We start from the raw sequence: 19,005 nt of genomic DNA on the forward strand, positions 1-19,005 counted from the left end.
CGGCTCGACCAGTCGACCATGTGCATCGAAACGGAATCGAAGCGGGGCTGCCCCGAGCCCGGCTCGGAATGCACCTATTTTTTGAAACTGGTCCAGATGAAACCCCTTTCCCAGGCAGCAGCAGATCAGTTTTCGACAATCCAGTTCCTGCTCACGGACATGGATGAAACATTGACACATCAAGGCCGTCTATCTGCGGAGACCTACACTGCGCTGGAAAAGTTGCAGACCAGCGGCATTCATGTCGTGCCAGTCACGGCGGCCCCCGCCGGATGGTGCGACCAGATGGCCCGCATGTGGCCGGTAGACGGTGTCATCGCCGAGAACGGCGGCTTGTTTCTACAGCGAAGTCCAGACGGACTCGGCGTAGATAGGCAATTTTGGCATCCGCCCGAACACATCGAGCATGTACGTGAACAACTGAAGTCGATCGCTGGGGTTGTCGAGAAGATGGCGCCCGATGCACAACAGGCCGACGATCAAGTGTTTCGATTGACGAGCCTAGCTTATCGACGCACCGATAACGATGCCGATCACCGCATCGTCGATGTGCTGAGACAGGCGGGAGCAAACGCGACAATCAATAACCTTTGGGTTCTTGGCTGGTTAGGGGACTACGACAAGCTGACAATGTCATTGCGAGTACTAGCCAACGCATACGGCGTCAATGCTGAAACAGCCCACGAAGTTGTCGCCTATTCCGGCGACTCCGCCAACGACGCACCAATGTTCGAGTTCTTTAAGCACACGGCAGGCGTTAGCACGGTGATTGATTGCCTTCCTCAGTTGCCGATTCCACCCCAGTGGATTACACACGGCCCTGGAGGGCCTGGCTTCGTAGAATTCTCCAATGCCATTCTTCGCTCCGCTTCAACGAACGCTCGCGACGCGTCCGAGCGATAGACCTTGGGGCGGCTGCTTTACCACCAAGCCGACTCCTTCAGAGATCCCGGCCGCGGTCCGAGGCTCCGGTAGTTGCCCTGACACCCATACCTTACCAGGATGAGCCAACAGCCCTGGCCGGCCAAGGGACTGAGTCGCTGGCGCGGAAACGCTACTCTCCAGTTGTAAACCTGGGCAGCTGCAGACTAGCGGGGGCGTTGAAGCTCAGGACACTTTGGCAGATTAACATCGGAACACGGGCGGACCGACTGCACTCGCCAACGTGGCGTTCAGTACAAGCGATCGATTAGAAATCGCTCGGGCTTCTTGCCAAGCCACGCGGGAGCCCTACCGCGCCCCGACCAGGTCTGGCCCGTCTTGGGATCGCGGTACCGCGGACGCGGCGCGGCCTTCGTCGCGGTTGGAACAGCGCGGGCCGCGGCCTCGACTTTGGGCTTGCGCGCAATGTCGTCAACGCTGAGGTCGTACTCCTGCATTAACTGCTGAATCTCCGCCACGACCTTTGGCACTTCCGTGGCGCGCAACCGCTGAAGTTGCGCATTGATAGATGCTAGCTGAGCGAGCAGCGAGGATATGGACTGCCTTTGGGTCGCAATGGGCGCTTTTTGCTTCTGTCGCGCCGTACGAGTTGGCGTTTGGTGGGTCCGCGCTTCCGAGGCAGCCTCTCCTCCAGGCGGTGCTATCTGCTTCGGTCCGTGCTTCCGGGTTGGAGACTCTTGATTCGTGACTTCCGCACCGGCAACCTCAGCTAGGATTATCGGGTTCGGACCGCGCTTCGGGGTCTGCCTCTCTTCCGGCGAAGCTTTCGGAGCGGCAGTTTCGATAAGCTCTTTGGCCTTCCGTCCGCGTTTCCGGGTTGGGCCCTTTTGAGTTGTGACTTCCGGAGCAGCAACCTCGGCTAGGGCTCCAGGCTTCCGACCGCGCTTCGGGGCTCGCGTGGCTTCTGGCGCAGCTCCCCGAGCTGTGGCATAACGCGACGCAGCCGGGGCGTGCGACTCCGTCAATTCGTCACGGGAGAAGATTTCGGTCGGTTCCTCCGTGTCCAGGACTTCAACCGGGACTTCGGGCACGGATTCAAAGGTCGCTTCCGAGGGTGCGGCTTCAAGGGGCGCTTCCGGCGAGCCGGATTCCGTCAACGATTCCGATTCAGTCACTCCCATCGGTTCCTCGGCTGCCTTTTCCGTCGAAGCGTCAGGGGCCGTATAACGCCGCCGGCGCCGATATGACACGGTCGCCGTCGGGCCGCCACCCCGGCTTGTCGACCAGAAGTCCGAGCGTTGAGCCTGAGAGTCAACGCTTCCAATACCGACGCATGCATCACTGGCTTCATCGCTGAAACAATCCGCGTCGCGCATCGCCTCAGCTATGGGAAGCTCCATCTGACCAAGCCCGTCCGTCGCATCGCTCGCGATAACCGGCTCAACCTTTAGCTGGGGGGCCAATTCGTTCTCCTTCATTGAAGTCACTGCACGTGCAGTCGCTTCCTAATCCCGTGGACGGTGAGACCTTGTCTCTTGCGTGTCGCGTTGCGACGCTAGCCGAATGGGCGGTACCGTTGTATCACACGTTCTCACATGTTTTGAGAATTCTCAAAAAGCATGAGAATAGATGAGAACGGCCTTCCCGACCCTCTTTTGGCGTGCGTCGGCCCGACCCAGGGAGGTAGATCGCAATTTATGTTAAATGCGATGCGTAGGTCGGAACGATAGTTCAACTTGCGGACTACACCTCGATGTCGGCCCTCCCCGACCGCCCCACCATCAGTGAGCATTAGCTCGGTCGGCTCAAGCTGGCCACAAGCTGACGCTCGGGGTCGCGACACCGAAAGGCTGTCCAATCTCGCCAGAAGCGGCGCGCTGCAGGCCGAGCACGGCCAGCGCTCAGATTGAGTTATCCGAAGTTCCGGTACCCGAAACTGAAATCTGCGATTTTATCCACCGTCTTGATCACTCTGTCAGGCAGCTCCGGAAACTCCGGCTTGATGGCTGCAAAGAACGCTTGAGTCTCCGTCCAGAAATACTCCGGGACACCATCCACGGCAAGATTCGCGAAGATTGTTCCCTGCTTGAAGTTTCGCTCGAGTAACACAGTCGCACGCTGAAGCTTCGTTTGCCACTTGAAAGGATAGACGTCTTTCTGGTCGTCCTCCATCTTGTCTTTCGGTGCAACAAGCGCTGTTCCATGTGCAAGCACATTGCGCAACGTAAAGAGGCTTTCAATAGCTTCAAAGGTTGTTGAAGGAACGATCACCGACATCTTCATATCGAGATAATCTTGATATTGTCCCTTAAGATTCTCCCATCCGCCGTTCAGTTCAGCATTCATGTGAAACAGTTCGACCAATCGCTCGGAGCTCGTCGGCCCCGTTCTACCCTCAGCGACGGCCCTTTCGATTGCCGCGCGGCGATCGCCCAAAACTCTATCCGAAAGGATGCTCCGCATGGTCCCCTCCACGATGGCCGCATTCAGGGACAGCAGATTGAAGGTGGTGGCGTAGAAATCGAAAGTTTGTCGTGGTGGGACGGGTGCCGATGGAGCGCCACTCAACTCCCTCTCCATACTGGCCGACCTTCGCATCTTCTTGTGTTCACGGGCGACGAAATCGTATGCGTGCAGAAGCGAAGTGGAGGTCTCCAGTCCGATATGATGGTCAATAGTCATGTTCAACTCCACAGTTGGTCTGTCTTGCTGTCTTTCATACGAAGTCGTCGAGCCATCTCGCCCACGACAACGTCCAGGTCGTTCTCGGAGTTTACCTACCGCTCGTTCGGAAGCACATCGCTTTTGCGCATTTTCCAGCCGGCCCCAGCGGGTGCCATGTCGGAGAGAACCGCCAATGACGAACGGCGCCGATTATAAAGCGCACAGAGTGGTGTTACCGTGGCGGGTATCGAAATTTCAACCGGCGATCGAGCCGGATATGCCAATGAAAGTATCGTCGTTCCAGGGTGATATGCCCTTCGCAATGCGCCTCGCTCAAGGAATGCCGGCGCATAAAGTCAGCATGGATGAAGCGTACCGGTCTATCAGGAACCGCCTCGCTCGCTATAGCGCGGCTTCGATTCTGGATGCGGCGTTGCATATGCTATGGAATCCTCCTGCAGACCGGCTGGAGGAACTGCGAAGTGCCCCGTGGTTGACCATGTTGATCGTCAAATGGGCGCTCCAGGACAAGGCCGTCAGGCTGCAAGCCGGCGCCGCGATGACGATAGCCGAGATGAACGAGATTCGGCAGAAGTTGTGGGATATGCCGGAACATGTGCGGGAACCTCATCCAAAAAACGTCTTTCTTATGCTCCGCAGCCTGATGCATCCGCAGGTTGAGTTCCAGCGAAAGGAAACCCGAAACTACATGCGCTGGGCCGCACTGTATGCGCGCCTGACGAAGAACTGTGCTGACCGCCAGCAGTTCCGAGCCGCCTTCGGAATGGAGCCGGACGAATTCCTCGTGCTTTCGTTCGCTCTGTACGCAGCCGTGCTGAACAGGAAGGTCCCGCTAAATCGTGACTGGATGATACCTATGCGCACGACGTACGGCGACAAGGTAGACAGGATCTTCGATGTGTTCGCCCGCGACATGGTGAACCTGCGTGAAGAGCTGCAGAAGGACCCAGCACAACGTATCCGCGGAAAGAACGAACTTTACGAATTCCCATACTTGAAACGCTTTCCGTTGCTCCAGCTTCCTAGCGGATTATTTCATTGCTGGCATAGGCAGGTGTTCGCACGCGGGATCGAGGAGATCGTCCACCTGAGGCTCTCCGATCTCTTCGATTCGAAATACACCGCGTCATTCAGTCGGGTCTTCGAGAGTTACGTCACCGAGCTCGCGGGGGAATCGGGGTTGAGTTTAATGAACGAGGCCGAGTACAAGCGCCTCGTTGGTCCCCAAATGCCGTCAGTCGAAGTCATATTCGACGGCGATGATGATTGCAATATCTTCGTCGAGGCGAAGCTGAGCAAATTCGAAGACGATAGCATCGTGGAGGACAGCCCAGTATGGGCGCATAGAAAGATGCGACGAGTGCGTGACGCGCTTGAGCAAGGATGGAAGGTGGGGAAGGTAGTTCGCGAGAGCGAGGCTCTGGCGACCCGGTTCGCAAAGCGAGAAGATTTCCTTCTAATCGTCACCAGCCGCGAACTCTTCATCGGCGGTGGACAAGCACTGCAACGCCTGATACCGGAAGAATACAGAGGCTATCCAGATCCCGCCGCCGAGCACAGGCTGCCACTTTCGAACGTCTTCGTGATGGGAATTGAAGAATTCGAGCGGCTGGTAGGTGCGGTGCGCAAAGGCCAGGTCAATCTGCCGCGGCTCTTGCGCGAGGCTGCGATGGCCAATGATGACGGTGCAACCTCGCGTATATTCTTCAGCGACTTCTTCCAGAGTCAGGTCGGCCCTACGGGATGGACGAGCCCCCGGCTGATCAAGGAAGCCCACGAAAGGGTAGACGCGCTGATTGCACATGCGATGAACCTGCCGTCGGCTGAAGGTGCGCCGACCTGACGGATTCCGCGAATCCGGTGGGTGCGGCGCTGCGGACCATGTCCGGTCCAAGATTATCGCGGTCGATGACGGAGTAAGATGCCGCGCCATCAAGGCGATGACGCAGCGGCGGAGTAGAGTCTTTTGAGTCCTGGCAGAAGACCTCGGGACAACGAGATGTTTGCCACGGACCCGGCCCGAAGAAGGTGCTCGTGCTACACCCATCGCGCTGTACCGGGATACTGAGGACGGGCGAGACCAGTCCGCCCGGTAGAATCGCATACCGTCACACGGACCGGTGCGGCCTGGCCATCCACCGTACTGTCCTACAGGTCGGCCGCCGCATCCAGAGCGTTCAACGGGCTATCGAGAGGGACGAAAACGGGCAGTCAGCAAGTGACTGATTTGACGGGGATATCTGGCGAGCGCCGCCCGGAAACCCGCGTGGAGGCTAGGCGTGGCGACCCCGGTAGAGTGCAGGGAAATCACAGGGACCCCAGTTAGCCGATCTTCAGCGCCGCCCGGCACCGACTCGTCTCGGCCGTGATCGCTGGTATCGGAAGATCCCATTTCCGTGCTTTGCTCAACGGTGATCGGCTCATTGTTCCGTTGCTCGTCCCGCCCATAGGCATAACAACGTCCCCGCTCCGCGGCGTCGTCGGTGATGCCAAACTCCTTTTCAATGCCGGCGGAGCAACGCCCCGTCTTCTTATTAATTACCAGCGCGGTGATGATGGGTTCGCCAGCGGCACCACAGGCTTTACCCACAGCGCTCAGAGCGGCGTAGATTGTCCGGAAATTAAGGGCAAACCGTCCCATAATTTCGCCATAGAGTTGGGCGACAACCTGCCCCACTAGTCATCCGCGACCAGTACAGGGCATTACTCGTTTATCTGCGTTGTCTGCGTCCTGTTTGCCGTGCGTACTTATTTAGGAGACATATACGACTAGGGGGATGTGTCATTATCGACTAGTGACCCGCGTCATAGATGTCCTGTGGGGTACTATTCTATTTCGTCTGCAACCCGCGTAGATTGGGGCCATGGCGAAGGAATAACAAGGATACCGCATGACGACCGCAACAACAAAAGGGAGCGCGATGGCGACCAAGACGAACGCTTCCGTGCGGCCCACGAAGACAATCAAACCCGCGTCGGCTAAGCCCACGAAGGCTCAGCAAGCGTCGGATGCGAAATGGGGCCGCGACGTGATGAAGCATGGCTTTTGCATTGTACCTTCCGTGCTGCTGCGAGCCCAACAGCGTTTAGGCTTGAATCCAACGCAATTGGCTGTGCTGATGCAACTCGCTGACTACTGGTGGGACGCTGCGCGCAAGCCTTACCCCAGCAAGGACGCGCTCCATGACCGCCTCGGCCTTAGCGCGCGGCAAATCCAGCGTTACATCGCCGAGCTCGAGCAGGCGGGTCTGGTCAAACGGGTGGAACGCGTGGCGTCGAACGGCGGCAAGCTCAGCAATGAGTATGACTTGTCAGGCCTGGTGCAGCGGCTGAAGAAGCTCGCTCCCGAGTTCGAAGAAGCGAAGGAAGCGAGTAAGGCCGTCATCCGCAAAGGCGGAGTCTCTCGGACAAAGGCAGCGAAGGCCGGAACGACACACACCTAACAAGAAGAGCAACACTATGGAGTGGAGAAATCCGGCCCGCTGGGAAAAGTGGGAAACCCGAACTATCCAGGGCAAAGCATACTCGTTCGCCCACCTTACGCAGTTCGACATGCGGTTGGAGCGCGAGGCCAAGGGTGAGATGGCGGCGTTCAACATTGGGATTCGTGTCGTTTTCGATTGCCATGTGGTCACCGAAAAGGACGACAGCAAAGGGCCGGCGGACGTCGAAGGTGACCCGGCGTACTGGGTGGACACCGGTGATTACTGCCGGCTCTTCCATGCGGAGCGCTATGAGCTGTCGCAAAGCCTGCCAGATCTGATTCGCGGTCTGCCCGACGGCAAGACGAAGTGTTACGTCGCCAAGAATGCGAATTACATGGTGTGGCGGCCGATGGGCGCTGGCCTACAGGGACCGCACTACCAAGTGTTCTTCGATCTTTATCGCACTGACGACCCCACGCCACGTCTGGTGATGTATGTGCAGAGCGCCTACGTTAAGGACAACCCGCTGGCGGTGCAACGTGAGAATCAGAAGCCGTTTGCGACGGTGTGCGCCGAGTTGGCTGGTCTGATCAGGAAGGTGCTAAAGGGCCCGCGTAGCAAGGCCAAGAAACGACGCTAGAAACACAGAAGCCCGCGTGAGCGGGCTTCTGGCACATCGGGACCGGTTCCTCTTATCAGCGATTGCTAGACCCTCTTGCGAAGGCGGGCGGCTCCTCGCACCGGCGTAGGGAGCCTCACTTGTTCAGTACTGCTTGAGTACGAATTCTAGCATCAACCGCGATTTGGAGTGCAATCAGTGGACGAAAAACCCGTACTGCACAATGCTTGTCGATACAAAATGCCTTATTAGGCGCTTTTTGTCGCCGTGTTCGAATTGGAGCCGAGCCCGGGGCCGGCCTAGGAGCAACGTTCGGCGCCAAAGTTATCGAACCGAAAATCCGCCATCGAACGGATTGGCGTAGTTTGGATCGGCCAGCAGCGCCGGGAATTCTGACATATCAGCGAAACGGGTCACTTGAATGCCCACGCGGGCCCGCCACTCGTCGAGCGCGCCAGAGTGGACCGCCAGCGCGACGTGATTCTTGTGCTTGCGCGATGGATAGCGAAAGCCCATCGGCGCGGCCTTGCCAGCATACCCAGCGAGTACCGCGAGCATATCGAGTGTCACAGCGGGTGGCGGGCACAAAAGGACGGAGGGGGTCCCGAGTTCGGCATGGTAGGCGCTCGATCGAGCCTCGAACGCGTAAGGGCAGACTTGGCTAACGGCCAGCCAAACCGGTGGGTTTTCTTTTTTCAAGCGCACCGGGTTTCACCATCCGTCAGGCGCGGCAATGCGGTTGACTTCCTTGAGGCGGGGGTTGTACAGTTCCATTCAAGGCGCCCGCCTCAGACATGGATGACTTAAAAAAGGCCCGTAGTTGGCAAAACTACGTGAAATGTTTTACCTCTGTATCACAGCGACTTGTTTTGTGAGTGCGGCAATCATCCATCGCTTAGTAGCGTCCCCGTAACCCGAAACTAGGAGCTTGTGATGTCTGACATTTTTTCTACCCCCGCCTTCCTCAGCCAGAAAGCGCTCCGCGAGCGTGGTATTGAAGTCAAGAGGTCGTTGTTTCATGAGTTTTACGCCTCGTTCTTTGGCTACTACCATCACCGTGAGATGCTAGACGATCTCGATGAGATCCAGTTCGCACTAACCCAGCGGCCGTTGGTCGTGCTGCAGAACCACGCGGCGTACCTGCGCATGGCCGACCGACTGAAGGATCAGGTCCGAGCTGATCAGTTGCAGCCGGTATTCGAGGTCGTCAAGGCCAACCTCTTGCAAGTCCTTCCGCCGACGACGTTCGATGATGAAGATCACCTCATCAAAACCTACCTCGCCGACCAAATCAAGCAGTGGCTATTTGACGATGCCAACGAGGAAGTCGTTGAGGCGCAAACGACGGTAGCCGCGTTCTGCGATGTGTTCGTTCCGGACGATCTTGATTTTCCTGACATCAATCAGGAGCACAACGACGAATGGCGCGGGCATTTCATGGCCATGCTGTATCACGCGCTGCCGGACGGGAAACCCGCGTACCTGGAAGACCAGATCACTACCACGACCTACATCCGCGCGGAGAAGGTGGGACGGGTCATCCTTTCACGCGACCTCGAAATGAGGACGGTCGTTACCGCTTTTACCCCTCACGCCGCCATGGGTGGCATCCCGCTTTACCCGAAACCTTGATGCGCCGTTAGCCTATTGGTGAACGACACTTATTACCGAGGAAAGCCCTACCTGGTCCGAGCCAGGCAGGGCTGCGTGATTCGCAACTACGTGCCCGTAGAGTGCGCGATTGCGCTCGCCGCTCCCTAGCACGCTCATATGGAGTCTTAATCATGTCCATCACAGATCGTGGTGAAGCAATTGCTCAGGCGCTGGAAGATTGCGCCAACCAGAATGCCACCAACAATAGCGGCGAGTATGTCGGTGGCCGGTACGGCTTCATGTATGGCAGCGGAGGCTATCCGGTGCCGGTACGCCCCGGCGCCATCACACCCCTCCCGGGTCGTCTTTTTCCGGCCAGCCACCGCTCCAAGCGCGACAAAGCCTACGAGTGGTGGATTCCCCGCCAGGGCGGCGGCATCATCGCACCGCTCCGCGATGAAAACACAGGCGAGATCGCCGACTACCGCATCGAGACCACGGGTAACAACGGTGTCTGGGTCACCGAGAGCGTGACGGGCTGAACCGCCGTCGCCTAGCGGCCCGGTGGCGGATATCTTTTATTATCTTGCCGAAACAGGGCATCGCACGAGTTCGCGGGCGCGCCACCCGGGCCTAGGGCGCTCAGCGCCGTGGAATGGATCACGGACGGACGCATTCAGCAGTTCAGTTGGCGAGACGACGACTCGGCTGGAATTGCGGCACTTCAGCTCTTCTTCGTTCTCTGCCATTTCGTGAGCGAGCGCCTTGTGCGGTCGATGCATGTCGCGCCAAGGCGGGCTCAGACGAGCCCACAGCAGGACGCGATCCAGCCGAACTACGCCTTCGTGGCTAATGCCTTGCAAAGACTCGGGTCCGAAATGCAGGCCCCAACCGATCCCTTGCATCCCACTGTTGGAGGAAATAGATGCGCAGCATCTGCTCCAGACCGATCGCGGCCGTCCACGTTTGCCCAGGGGGTAGTACGGTTCGACCGCCGCAATCAGGCAGGACCACGGCACAAAACTCTCCATCTCCGTCAGGAAGCGCTCGCGTCGCGTGTATTTCCTTAACGAGTTCTGTTCTCTCAAGAATGGGGGTTTCCACTTAACGCAGGGCGGCGGTTCAACTAGTTGCCAACGGCCAGTCTCGCGAGCTTCTCCAGCACGCTCATTTTCGAGTTGTCTCCCCCAACCAGCACGCCGTTTGTCATCGTGTGCAGGTAGATGTTCACGAGGGATTCTTGCAACAATCCTTCCGAAATATTCTCGCCGGATTCCTCGTACACCATAACGTCACGCATCCCGGAGAACGCATCGCCAGCTCCGTTGATGCCACCGGCCGGTGGAACGAATACCCGTACAAATCCCCCTCGATCCTCAAGCGCCATCTTGACGCCAACGCGTTCTTGCGAGGGGGCATAACCCGCCTTATGCATCGACATGTAGTAAGGGAGCAGATTGAAGCGCCGGTCTTTGGAGTAGTATTTGCCGCCGCGTCCCGACTGCTTGCCTTGAGCAATATGGTCTGACTGCTCAGCCAGGGCAGCTTCAATATTCGAATACGCGTCGTTCAGGATGATGCGGGGCACAATCTCTCCAGCCCACGCCGTGAGTCGGCGTCCAGTCGCCTGGTCGATCACCCAAAACTGGTTATCCCGAATGGGTTTTCTGTTGTCGGGTTGCAGGAACGGGTAGAGAGAGACCATGTCAATGACCGAATCGTCAGCCGCAGACCAAGGCGATCGCCGCACGCTCTGGACCATAATACCCCGCTCATCCAGCTTGACCTGCACCTCTGAAACGAGTTGTTTGATCTCTCGTCCACTCATCCGGATCTGGCGTGTAGCAAGCAGTGTCAATGATGAAGGCAGAAATTCCCGTGGCATATCGGGAACTGGCACAGGCTTGAGCGCACGAAGGCATTCTTTCAAGGACAGCTCAACGAGGCATCGCTTGAGAGCCTCCTGCAATGGTCGATCTTCCGGCCGCGCTTTCCCAGGCATCATCGAAGCCAGGCCCAGCGGCGAGCAGTTAATACCCTGCATGGAAATCGAAAAATCGGGAGCGTCCATCAAATGCCGGAACTTGTGCATGGTGTACGCGTCTGCGACTATGTCGCCGCGCGACAGGCCAGCGTACGCCTCCTTCCACGACACAGTCTGCCAGTTTTCAGCATCCCCGACCTTCGCGACCCGAACGCTACCGTTCTCATCATCGCCGGGGCCATTAAGGAAGAGATAGTTGACATCCGACGTCAGTCGCTCCGGTACAAGCGACGAAGCCTGGAAAACCGGTGGCTGAAAATGGACCTTTTTGTTGCCGGCTACGTGGTAGCCATTCGAAAAGAACTCAGGCCACGCTTGAAGCGGTTTTAGCGCCTCGACATCCATCGGATCCTGCGTAGCGTTCACGACCTCGATCGGCTGGAGAAGACTCGCGAGGGGTGCAAGCGGAATGTAGCCTCCATCGACGTAGTGGCTTGCGACAAACGTATCCTGGACAACTGAAATCTCGGCTTTCGCAAATAGGTCTAAGGCAAACTCATGAAGGACGTTCAGGTAGTACAGTCTGCATTGCCTGACTTTAGTCGTGTGCAGGCTGACTCCCACCAACGGATACTGACGCGCGTCCAGCTCAATGAAGTCCTCAGAAACAATGCGAGTAACGGGGAGAAGATGCCCATGGCCAACTGCCGCGAGCTCGCTGGCTGATGCAGCAGCAGCGTCAGCCGACTTGCTCTTTCGCGCAAAGACCTTCGACGTTACATCGCATAGCAGGTGTCCATGCTTGACGTTGATGTTGAACTCTGCCTCAGCTAGATGAAACCGTCTCTTTCCAGCTTCGCTTGCCGCCCCAAGGTATACACTTGGCCCAAAGCCTCCGGTAACAAACGTTTCCTGATCGTCGAATGCAGCTGCCTCGATGAGATGCCGCTTGAGCATGAGTTCAATGAAAACGTCTGGAGCATCGCGAACAGCGTTCAGCATTGAGCCTTCTGTGAGGCTCGGTCTCGGACCGATGTACCAAGCATCCCTGGAACTCTGCCGGAACGTCAGCTTTCTCGCCGCAACAGCGTCCAGTCCAAGCCTGTTTGCAATTTCGGCCCGGACGAGCTTCGCGCGCTCCTTGAATCCACGCGGAGTCGTGCTGCCGTCACCCTTGAGCCGAGATAGTTCCACCTGAATTGGCACGACGAACCCACCAGCCTTCGCCTGCCATCGAGCCAGTCGTTCGGCAACCTCGGCCACTGGCATCGAGAAGCGAATGGAGTTGAGTCTCGCGACTGCGGCAGAGTCATCAAGTTGTCGAATTGGCATGACTTCAGTGTCCCCAAAGTGCAGAGGCAAGGTTCTGATTTCTGATCCAGCTGCGTGCACCATGCGTGTTTTGCAGGTACAGCGACATAAAGCGAATCGTTCCGTTTGTCGGGCGCACAACACTGTGCTTGTGAGCGCCATACAAGTTCACGTAGATTGCATGCACGGTCCTGGAAGGGAAGATCGCTCTCAATCGAGAATGCTTCTCGGCGGCCATCTCCTGCAACTCCATGCGGTTGAGTCGATCCGTGCTGCGCGCCCAATTTTTCATGTCCACCGCAATGAGCGAGTTGTTCGGTGCCACAAGGTAGTAGTCAAAGACTTGATAAATCTCGTCACATCGCGAGTGGGTCGTCGGGTCAAGGTATGCCAGGCGACCCGGCGAGCTCGCTTCACTCTGGAGATCGAGATCGAACTGCTCACGCATGTACTCCTCGAATTCAAGCTCCGCCAAGTATCCCTTCATGACTTCAGCCACGAACCACGGTTGGGGTATCCATTTCGTCTTGCCGGCCTGCTCTTCCGTGACGTATCCCACAGCCTGCCGAAGCAGTGTGCGGGACTTGTTCGACATGTAGGTGAGCAGGCCATCTGGCACGACACGGCCAATCCAGTCGTATATATCGCTCCCATCGAACGCATCCGTCACGATGACGTCTCGCTTTCCGGCAATGGAAAACTCGCGCAAGTATGGCTGCGCAGCTAGTGGTGCTCGTTCGAAGCAGCCTTCCCTGTACGCTGCCGGCACCCCACGCGAGTCGAGCTTTCTCAGGTACTCCGCAGGATTCTTGAACATCGCCTCGTCGAAAAGTGCAGCCCACATTACTCTAACGCCCTCGTCGGATCTGAACCGCTTAGGCAGTTCGCTCGTGAATCCCCGGAACGCGAGGGCTTTCTTCAGACTTTCGACTGCGTGCTTCTTCCGGTGCTCGTCTGATTCGAAAAGCCGAGTCTCGACGTTGTAGCGGTCCAAGGCACGTAGTACCTCGCGCTGCGCCGGAGAAGCACGTCTCCGGAGCTCCTTGACGTAGCCGAGACCGAGATGAACGGTACGGGCAGCCTCTGAGCTGAGGAAGATGTATTGAGTGGGCATCGCCTGCTGCGGCCGTCGCTCGCCGCGGCCGAGTGCCTGGAATACCGTTCGAGTGATGTCTATGACGTGCTCTTTTTGCAGTCGATCCCACCGATGTCGAGCGTACTGATACAGGAGGTCGCCGCGGGACATCAGGCTCCAGCCTTGACCATCATCTCTGAGAACCTGGACAAAGCTTTGAAACATCTCCATCGAGAACCCACGCCGGCTCGGACGGGTATGTTTTGTGTAGTACGGATCGTTGAGCAAGCAGAAAAGTTCAAAATCCCGCTCTTCTCCCTCCAGCTTCGTGACAAAGTTGATGCCGCGAGATGCGGAAGCATAGGCGGACCAGAGCAGCACCTTCTTGCTACTGATGTCAAGGGCGCTTTCCAGCTCTTCATTGAACTGTCCGGCTTCTTCATCTTGTTCCTCCAAGGCGCCGATCTTGGAAGCGTCCCGTTTCCGGAACCGCTCTGCTTTGTACAGGATGATCGTAATGTCTTCGTTGTCTGCTCCGCTGGTGCGATACGTAGGCAGCTTGCGTGATCGCACAACGAAGTGATAGCCCGAGTCGTCGCGCTGCGAAACCCAACCGCCTTCGGTTCTCGCGAGCTTCATCAAGCAGTTGCGCATATGAGAGACGGTCTGGCAGAGCACGATGCCGGATCGGATACTCGTTGACAGCAAGCGATCCAGACTCGCGACGAGCCCTTCGATCTCGCTGTGCTTGTGACGATTCAAGAATGCGTACGGCCCATCTTCCCCCTCACGAACTACTGCTTTGACCTGCTGAACCAGCCCCGCATAGCCCATTGACACACCGAACGTTGACGATGGATCCGAATCCGACAGAATGGTGACCGCCCTGTCCCGGGTCTGCATTAGAGCTTCCGCTGCTGTAGAAACAACAGAAATCTCCGGCGCGGTCATCTCGAAGAACACACCGCCCTTCTCCTCCAGGACCCGCTTGATCTGCCTGATATTGAACGCACCAGCCGACGAATCCTCCAATCCACCTGTTGCGCTCATCAGATACATCCCGTTACTGCGCCCAAGGGCTCTACGGACGTCCTCCTCGGGAGTTGCTCGAAGCGTTGAGATGGAGATCGTCAAGCTAACATCCGAGTCAAGGTTGTACTCTTCTGCCTGATGCCAGCTCTCGCCTAGTGTGACGACGCTCTTTATCTCGCTAAAAACAAAATCGTCCGTAACAGCTTCCTCAGAACTTGCCGCTTCCGCAACACCGTCCTCAGAGATGGCACCCTTGAACAACGCGCCTACGTCGGTACGGAAGCGATGAAGTTTCGGGTAACGCTCGATGTCCTGATTGGAAAACTCGACAGCGGCCTCTCCGCTTCGAGGTGCCAGGACTCGAGCCATAAAGATCACCAGCCCTAGATAGTCGAGCAAGGTATAGGCATTCTCAGGCGATTCGGCCTCATGGTAGTGCAGGCGAATTGTCTGATGCCCAGTGTCCTTGACCAACTCCACGCGTCGTAGGAAATCGGTATCCATAACGCTCGCGGTCTCAGTAAAGAAGGTCTGCGCAGGCTGATCGAGAACTTCACCGTATGTTGACCTGGTCATGGTGAAGAACTTCTTGTCACACACTAGGTCCGTAACATCCTTGAACGTCTGAAAGGCCGTTCGCCCAGCTCCCCTGATTTTCCAGATGTATTCTCGCAGTTTGGCCAGCACGTGTGCCTTCTGGCGAAAGCGCCTGAATCCGGACTGCACGTCATTCTTGTCGACCAGTTGCTTGAGAATCTCTAGAAGCTCTGCGTCGTCGAATCGCGCAGCCGTCTGTTCAGATTTTGTTGCCAACTCGCGTGCGAAGATCTCCGTGCGACGCTCATCCGAGATGAAGCGTGCTTTCGTGCGCTCTCTTTCCAGCTCGAATTCTCGATGCACAGCCTCAGCTACATCGGCGATCTGCTCCAGGGAGTCGTACAACTTTCCCGCAAGTACATGGTTGCCATTGCTCCGTTCGAACGCGAAAGGCCACTTCAGGTCGAAGTACGTAAAGAATTCCGATATCACGATACTGAGGTCGCTTCGGCCGTCCGGGTTGAGCACCGACTTCCGTTGGCTGAACAGGTACCAGTACGAGTCCTCTTCCTCGTCCACAAATGTCACGACGCGTGCAGCATCTGCACGCTGGGAGACCTTCCGCCCGAGTTCACTACCATCACGATTCAGCTCTTCAAGAAACGCCGGTAGGTTCTCAAAATTCTCCGGCTTGCATCGCTGGCGGGCCTTGTCAAACACGAAGACGCTGTGACTCACCTGGGCCTTCGAGGCAGTACTGATGATAATGCCAGGCCTGTCGAGGAACGCCTGCAACGGATGAAGCCGTCGCACCATATCGGCGACGGCAGGCTCATCGAGGTACCCTGGCGATCCTTCTTTACGCTCCCGCGCCGCCAACTCGATCCTGATGAGATCCGCTGTCAGACTGTCCGCAACCGATCGCGCTCGTCTCGCCGCGCGAAGATACGCCGCCTGCGTATCTTCATAGGTGTCGTCGGACGTCGACATGCCAAGATATGGCGACTGCTGGCAGATGACAGATTTAGCACGAAGCTCCGCAAGACGAGCCATCAGATCATCTTTGCGAGCGGACTGGCCCGTGAGAATCTCCAAATCGCGTACAACCTGAGGCGAGCCATGAATCCAGCTCACCAGCGCCAGAGCTGCAGCGAAGAACGTACGATCGTTCAGGTGGTAGTCAATGGAATACAGCCGGTACACCGGAACAGCATGTCCAGTGCTTCGGATGGCTGCCTCGATTTCATCATCGTATACGTCAGATCGATGATGGGCTTGAATGTCGGACGCGAAACCGGCCACCAGCGACTGCAACGGTGCAATGAAGACTGGAATCACATCCCGATTCAGCAACAGATCAATGGCGAAGACTGCCGCCGTGTACGTCTTTCCGAAACCGGTGTACCAGTTCAGGAGTTTGACGAAGGGTCTCTCCTCCGCGTGGAGAAATGGCTCCAGGAAGCCCTTTTGAAATATCTCTGAAGATGTTCGAGACTCTTGTCCATTGCTCATCGGGAAAATCTCCTCTCTCAAGGCCGACGTCAACCGGCCCCGTCAAATTTCGTCGCTACCGGTTGCCGGTGTCGTCCTTGACTGCCGCAGATTGATTCACGCTGCGAGCCCAATGCATTGCCTCATCAACGTCTAGATTCAGGCTGGTATACGAAATGCGCAGCAGGTTCTCGGGAAGCGCCCAGTCCCATTTTTCTCTGAGCAGATTGCTAACATCTGCCAAAAGCACGTCAATCGGCGGCGGCTCACTTGCAACGATATCGGAGAGGGTCGTCAGCACGTCGTCTGCCTGCACCTGCCCCTTGACAACCTCGATGCCGGGTCCGGAAGCGAACGCGGTATATCCGTATTGGCGATACAAGCACGCAAGTGCCTCGTTTGCAGCATCCCCAAGCCACGTCAACAGTTGGACTTCCTGACCTTGGTCGACCATCACGGCGTGGGCGAGATCCCTGGCGGCATAGTTCCTCCGAGCCTCAGCCAGGAACTTCTTTGCTGTGGTGTCAAGGTATGCAGGCACTTCAGACGATTCCAGAAGCTCGCGCATACGCTCGCGCACGCGCGTGTGAGTTCGGCCGCTCCCTCCCGAGAAAAGCGGCGGTGTTCCACCACCAGCGCGAACTACCACGATCGTCTTTTGCTCTTCATCGATGCTTTCTACTCGCCAGGTCCTACCCGCAAAGAGAATCCGCTGCCCTTCCATTAGCATCTGGGATACGGGAAGACTCCCCAGTGTCTTGCCGCCCGACACGATACGAAACTCCTCGTCGGCCGCGAAGGCTGCATAGAACGTGTAGTGATTCACCATTCGCTCACCGACACTTCCGTGCAGAAGCTCGCCGGAGGATTCCTGCACCAGCAATTCCTTCTCGCCCAGATGGCGAATCAGATCCGCAAATTCGCGCTTGCCCAGGCCTGAAAATGGGGCATCTGGAGCGCAAAGGGCTCCATACAGGCGCACTATCGTCGCTCCTCCGTTCTGCGCCACATAGGACAGAACCTGCTGTATGAGCGTCGAGTAGTGAGCCCCCTGCGTTGCTGGCGGCTCAAACCAGCCCTCAAGCAGCAAGGAGAGCATCGCGGCGAACTGAACCGTGTCGAGACGCAACTCCGTGGCAAGCGAGCTCTTTGGGCCAACGGCATCTTCGATGCTATAGCCGCGGAGAATTGCGGGTTCGCCTTTGCGCCGACCCGACCGGCCCAGGCGCTGACGCAGGCTCGCAACGGAGGGCGGTGGACCAATCTGCGCAATGCTCTTGACCGCCCCAATGTCTATGCCCAGTTCGAGGGTATTGGTGCAGACAGCCGTGGCAGGAACTGTCTTCTGCTTGAGTGCGGCCTCCGTCTCCGACCGTATCTCCTTGGAGAGATTGCCATGATGCGGCCAGAATTCATTGGGCACCTGATGTTGCGCACAGAGCTTGCCAAGCAGATGGGTGTACCGCTCAACCTCACGCCGAGAATTTGGGAAAATTAGGTTGTTTGTTCCACGCAGCACGGTGTAGAGATGCGTTGCTATCGCAGCCGGCATGAGTGGCTCGTCTGCGTCTTCTTCCTGTTCATCCGCACCATCATCCGTCGCGAGGAATGGTCCGTCAGTGTCTCGCGGCATCTCGCGACGCCTCAACACCAGAGGTTCCTCATAACCTTTGACAAGGATCTTGAGATCGTTGCCAGGCGCGCGGGATACGACTTCCTTGACAAGCTCACCCTCTCCCGGCCGAAGAAAGCTCTTTGCCAGCCCCATGTCACCCAAAGTCGCAGACAGTCCAATCCGTGGCACCCGTCTGTCAACGAGCAATTCAAGCCGATGCATGAGAGACTGGAGCTGCTTGCCTCGTTCTGTCCCGATAAAGGCGTGGAGTTCGTCCACGACAAAGTAGGCAAGCGGTCCAAATGCAGTCGCGACAGAATTGCCTCGATTGCACAGCAACGCTTCGAGCGACTCTGGCGTAATGAGGAGAACGCCTTGACGCTTCTCTAGAAAGCGCCGCTTCGTCGAGGCAGGCACGTCTCCGTGCCAAGGCCAAACTGGCACGTCAAGCAACTCGCAGAGCCGATCCAGGCGGCCAAACTGATCATTAATGAGCGCCTTCAGCGGACTGATATACGCGATCAGTCCGGGCGTAGACTGCTGGACGATATGCGTCAACGCCGGCAGGAACGCGGCTTCGGTCTTGCCAGACGCCGTCGCCGCGGCCACGATGACGTCTTTGTCCGCTGGCAAAATGAGTGGAATGGCCGCTTCCTGCGCATCGCGCAAGGAATCCCACCCTTCTGCCCAAATGAACCGCTGGATTCTCTCGTCCAGTTGAAAGAAGGAAGAACTATCGCTGCTCATCTAATTGAC

At 57.3% G+C, this 19,005-nt stretch carries 13 protein-coding genes and 1 pseudogene; 6 read left to right on the top strand and 8 right to left on the bottom strand.

Annotated elements, in window-relative coordinates; all coding sequences use genetic code 11:
* The first annotated feature begins 96 nt into the window (after nt 1-96).
* Nucleotides 97-903 carry an HAD family hydrolase gene (locus A9J21_RS16540; RefSeq protein WP_066737585.1) on the top strand — a complete coding sequence of 269 codons (807 nt, stop codon included), beginning with the start codon at nt 97-99 and terminating at the stop codon, nt 901-903.
* Between the two features lie 269 nt (nt 904-1,172).
* Here the strand turns inward: A9J21_RS16540 and A9J21_RS16545 are convergent, their stop codons facing one another.
* Together A9J21_RS16545 and A9J21_RS16550 are read right to left on the bottom strand one after the other, a co-directional pair.
* Nucleotides 1,173-2,360, bottom strand: coding sequence for an H-NS family nucleoid-associated regulatory protein (locus A9J21_RS16545; protein WP_066737511.1), 1,188 nt, complete (start codon nt 2,358-2,360; stop codon nt 1,173-1,175).
* A 433-nt stretch (nt 2,361-2,793) separates the two neighbouring features.
* Nucleotides 2,794-3,564: a hypothetical protein gene (locus tag A9J21_RS16550; RefSeq protein WP_156545952.1), complete on the bottom strand. Its 771-nt coding sequence runs from the start codon at nt 3,562-3,564 to the stop codon at nt 2,794-2,796.
* Nucleotides 3,565-3,739: 175 nt separating this feature from the next.
* Between A9J21_RS16550 and A9J21_RS16555 the strand changes: the two genes are divergently transcribed.
* Nucleotides 3,740-5,410 carry a hypothetical protein gene (locus tag A9J21_RS16555; protein WP_156545954.1) on the top strand — a complete coding sequence of 557 codons (1,671 nt, stop codon included), beginning with the start codon at nt 3,740-3,742 and terminating at the stop codon, nt 5,408-5,410.
* Between the two features lie 342 nt (nt 5,411-5,752).
* Here the strand turns inward: A9J21_RS16555 and A9J21_RS16560 are convergent, their stop codons facing one another.
* The gene (locus tag A9J21_RS16560) at nt 5,753-6,244 is read right to left on the bottom strand and encodes a hypothetical protein (protein ID WP_066737517.1); all 492 of its coding nucleotides are present in this window, start codon (nt 6,242-6,244) and stop codon (nt 5,753-5,755) included.
* A gap of 214 nt (nt 6,245-6,458) precedes the next feature.
* Here A9J21_RS16560 and A9J21_RS16565 point away from each other — a divergent pair, with 214 nt between their 5' ends.
* Nucleotides 6,459-7,010: a helix-turn-helix domain-containing protein gene (locus A9J21_RS16565; RefSeq protein ID WP_231906954.1), complete on the top strand. Its 552-nt coding sequence runs from the start codon at nt 6,459-6,461 to the stop codon at nt 7,008-7,010.
* Between the two features lie 16 nt (nt 7,011-7,026).
* The gene (locus tag A9J21_RS16570; protein WP_066737519.1) at nt 7,027-7,632 is read left to right on the top strand and encodes a hypothetical protein; all 606 of its coding nucleotides are present in this window, start codon (nt 7,027-7,029) and stop codon (nt 7,630-7,632) included.
* A gap of 303 nt (nt 7,633-7,935) precedes the next feature.
* Here the strand turns inward: A9J21_RS16570 and A9J21_RS16575 are convergent, their stop codons facing one another.
* Nucleotides 7,936-8,169, bottom strand: coding sequence for a hypothetical protein (locus A9J21_RS16575; protein ID WP_066737521.1), 234 nt, complete (start codon nt 8,167-8,169; stop codon nt 7,936-7,938).
* 375 nt (nt 8,170-8,544) lie between these two features.
* Between A9J21_RS16575 and A9J21_RS16580 the strand changes: the two genes are divergently transcribed.
* On the top strand, nt 8,545-9,243 hold the full coding sequence (locus A9J21_RS16580; RefSeq protein ID WP_066737523.1) for a hypothetical protein: 699 nt from the start codon (nt 8,545-8,547) through the stop codon (nt 9,241-9,243).
* Between the two features lie 152 nt (nt 9,244-9,395).
* Nucleotides 9,396-9,746 (top strand): hypothetical protein, encoded by a 351-nt coding sequence (locus A9J21_RS16585; RefSeq protein WP_066737524.1) that lies wholly within the window; start codon nt 9,396-9,398, stop codon nt 9,744-9,746.
* A gap of 364 nt (nt 9,747-10,110) precedes the next feature.
* Here the strand turns inward: A9J21_RS16585 and A9J21_RS31990 are convergent.
* From A9J21_RS31990 to A9J21_RS16600, 4 genes and pseudogenes are all read right to left on the bottom strand, one after another.
* Nucleotides 10,111-10,292 (bottom strand): annotated as a pseudogene (locus tag A9J21_RS31990) (IS5/IS1182 family transposase); the annotation flags it as partial.
* 38 nt (nt 10,293-10,330) lie between these two features.
* Nucleotides 10,331-12,520, bottom strand: coding sequence for a hypothetical protein (locus tag A9J21_RS16590; RefSeq protein ID WP_066737525.1), 2,190 nt, complete (start codon nt 12,518-12,520; stop codon nt 10,331-10,333).
* A 4-nt stretch (nt 12,521-12,524) separates the two neighbouring features.
* Nucleotides 12,525-16,655 (bottom strand): hypothetical protein, encoded by a 4,131-nt coding sequence (locus tag A9J21_RS32355; RefSeq protein ID WP_066737589.1) that lies wholly within the window; start codon nt 16,653-16,655, stop codon nt 12,525-12,527.
* Nucleotides 16,656-16,710: 55 nt separating this feature from the next.
* Complete coding sequence (locus A9J21_RS16600) at nt 16,711-18,996, bottom strand: DEAD/DEAH box helicase (protein WP_066737527.1); 2,286 nt, start codon at nt 18,994-18,996, stop codon at nt 16,711-16,713.
* Between the last annotated feature and the right edge of the window lie 9 nt (nt 18,997-19,005).

Source organism: Cupriavidus sp. D384 (assembly GCF_001652915.1).
Taxonomy (GTDB): domain Bacteria; phylum Pseudomonadota; class Gammaproteobacteria; order Burkholderiales; family Burkholderiaceae; genus Cupriavidus.

What these genes read in the sequence shown, in the direction of transcription:
- A9J21_RS16550 (WP_156545952.1), bottom strand. Translation starts at nt 3,564, where the DNA reads ATGACTATTGACCATCATATCGGACTGGAGACCTCCACTTCGCTTCTG.
- A9J21_RS16555 (WP_156545954.1), top strand. Translation starts at nt 3,740, where the DNA reads ATGACGAACGGCGCCGATTATAAAGCGCACAGAGTGGTGTTACCGTGG.
- A9J21_RS16575 (WP_066737521.1), bottom strand. Translation starts at nt 8,169, where the DNA reads ATGCTCGCGGTACTCGCTGGGTATGCTGGCAAGGCCGCGCCGATGGGC.
- A9J21_RS16590 (WP_066737525.1), bottom strand. Translation starts at nt 12,520, where the DNA reads ATGCCAATTCGACAACTTGATGACTCTGCCGCAGTCGCGAGACTCAAC.
- A9J21_RS16565 (WP_231906954.1), top strand. Translation starts at nt 6,459, where the DNA reads ATGACGACCGCAACAACAAAAGGGAGCGCGATGGCGACCAAGACGAAC.
- A9J21_RS16600 (WP_066737527.1), bottom strand. Translation starts at nt 18,996, where the DNA reads ATGAGCAGCGATAGTTCTTCCTTCTTTCAACTGGACGAGAGAATCCAG.
- A9J21_RS16570 (WP_066737519.1), top strand. Translation starts at nt 7,027, where the DNA reads ATGGAGTGGAGAAATCCGGCCCGCTGGGAAAAGTGGGAAACCCGAACT.
- A9J21_RS16540 (WP_066737585.1), top strand. Translation starts at nt 97, where the DNA reads ATGAAACCCCTTTCCCAGGCAGCAGCAGATCAGTTTTCGACAATCCAG.
- A9J21_RS16580 (WP_066737523.1), top strand. Translation starts at nt 8,545, where the DNA reads ATGTCTGACATTTTTTCTACCCCCGCCTTCCTCAGCCAGAAAGCGCTC.
- A9J21_RS16585 (WP_066737524.1), top strand. Translation starts at nt 9,396, where the DNA reads ATGTCCATCACAGATCGTGGTGAAGCAATTGCTCAGGCGCTGGAAGAT.
- A9J21_RS32355 (WP_066737589.1), bottom strand. Translation starts at nt 16,655, where the DNA reads ATGAGCAATGGACAAGAGTCTCGAACATCTTCAGAGATATTTCAAAAG.
- A9J21_RS16545 (WP_066737511.1), bottom strand. Translation starts at nt 2,360, where the DNA reads ATGAAGGAGAACGAATTGGCCCCCCAGCTAAAGGTTGAGCCGGTTATC.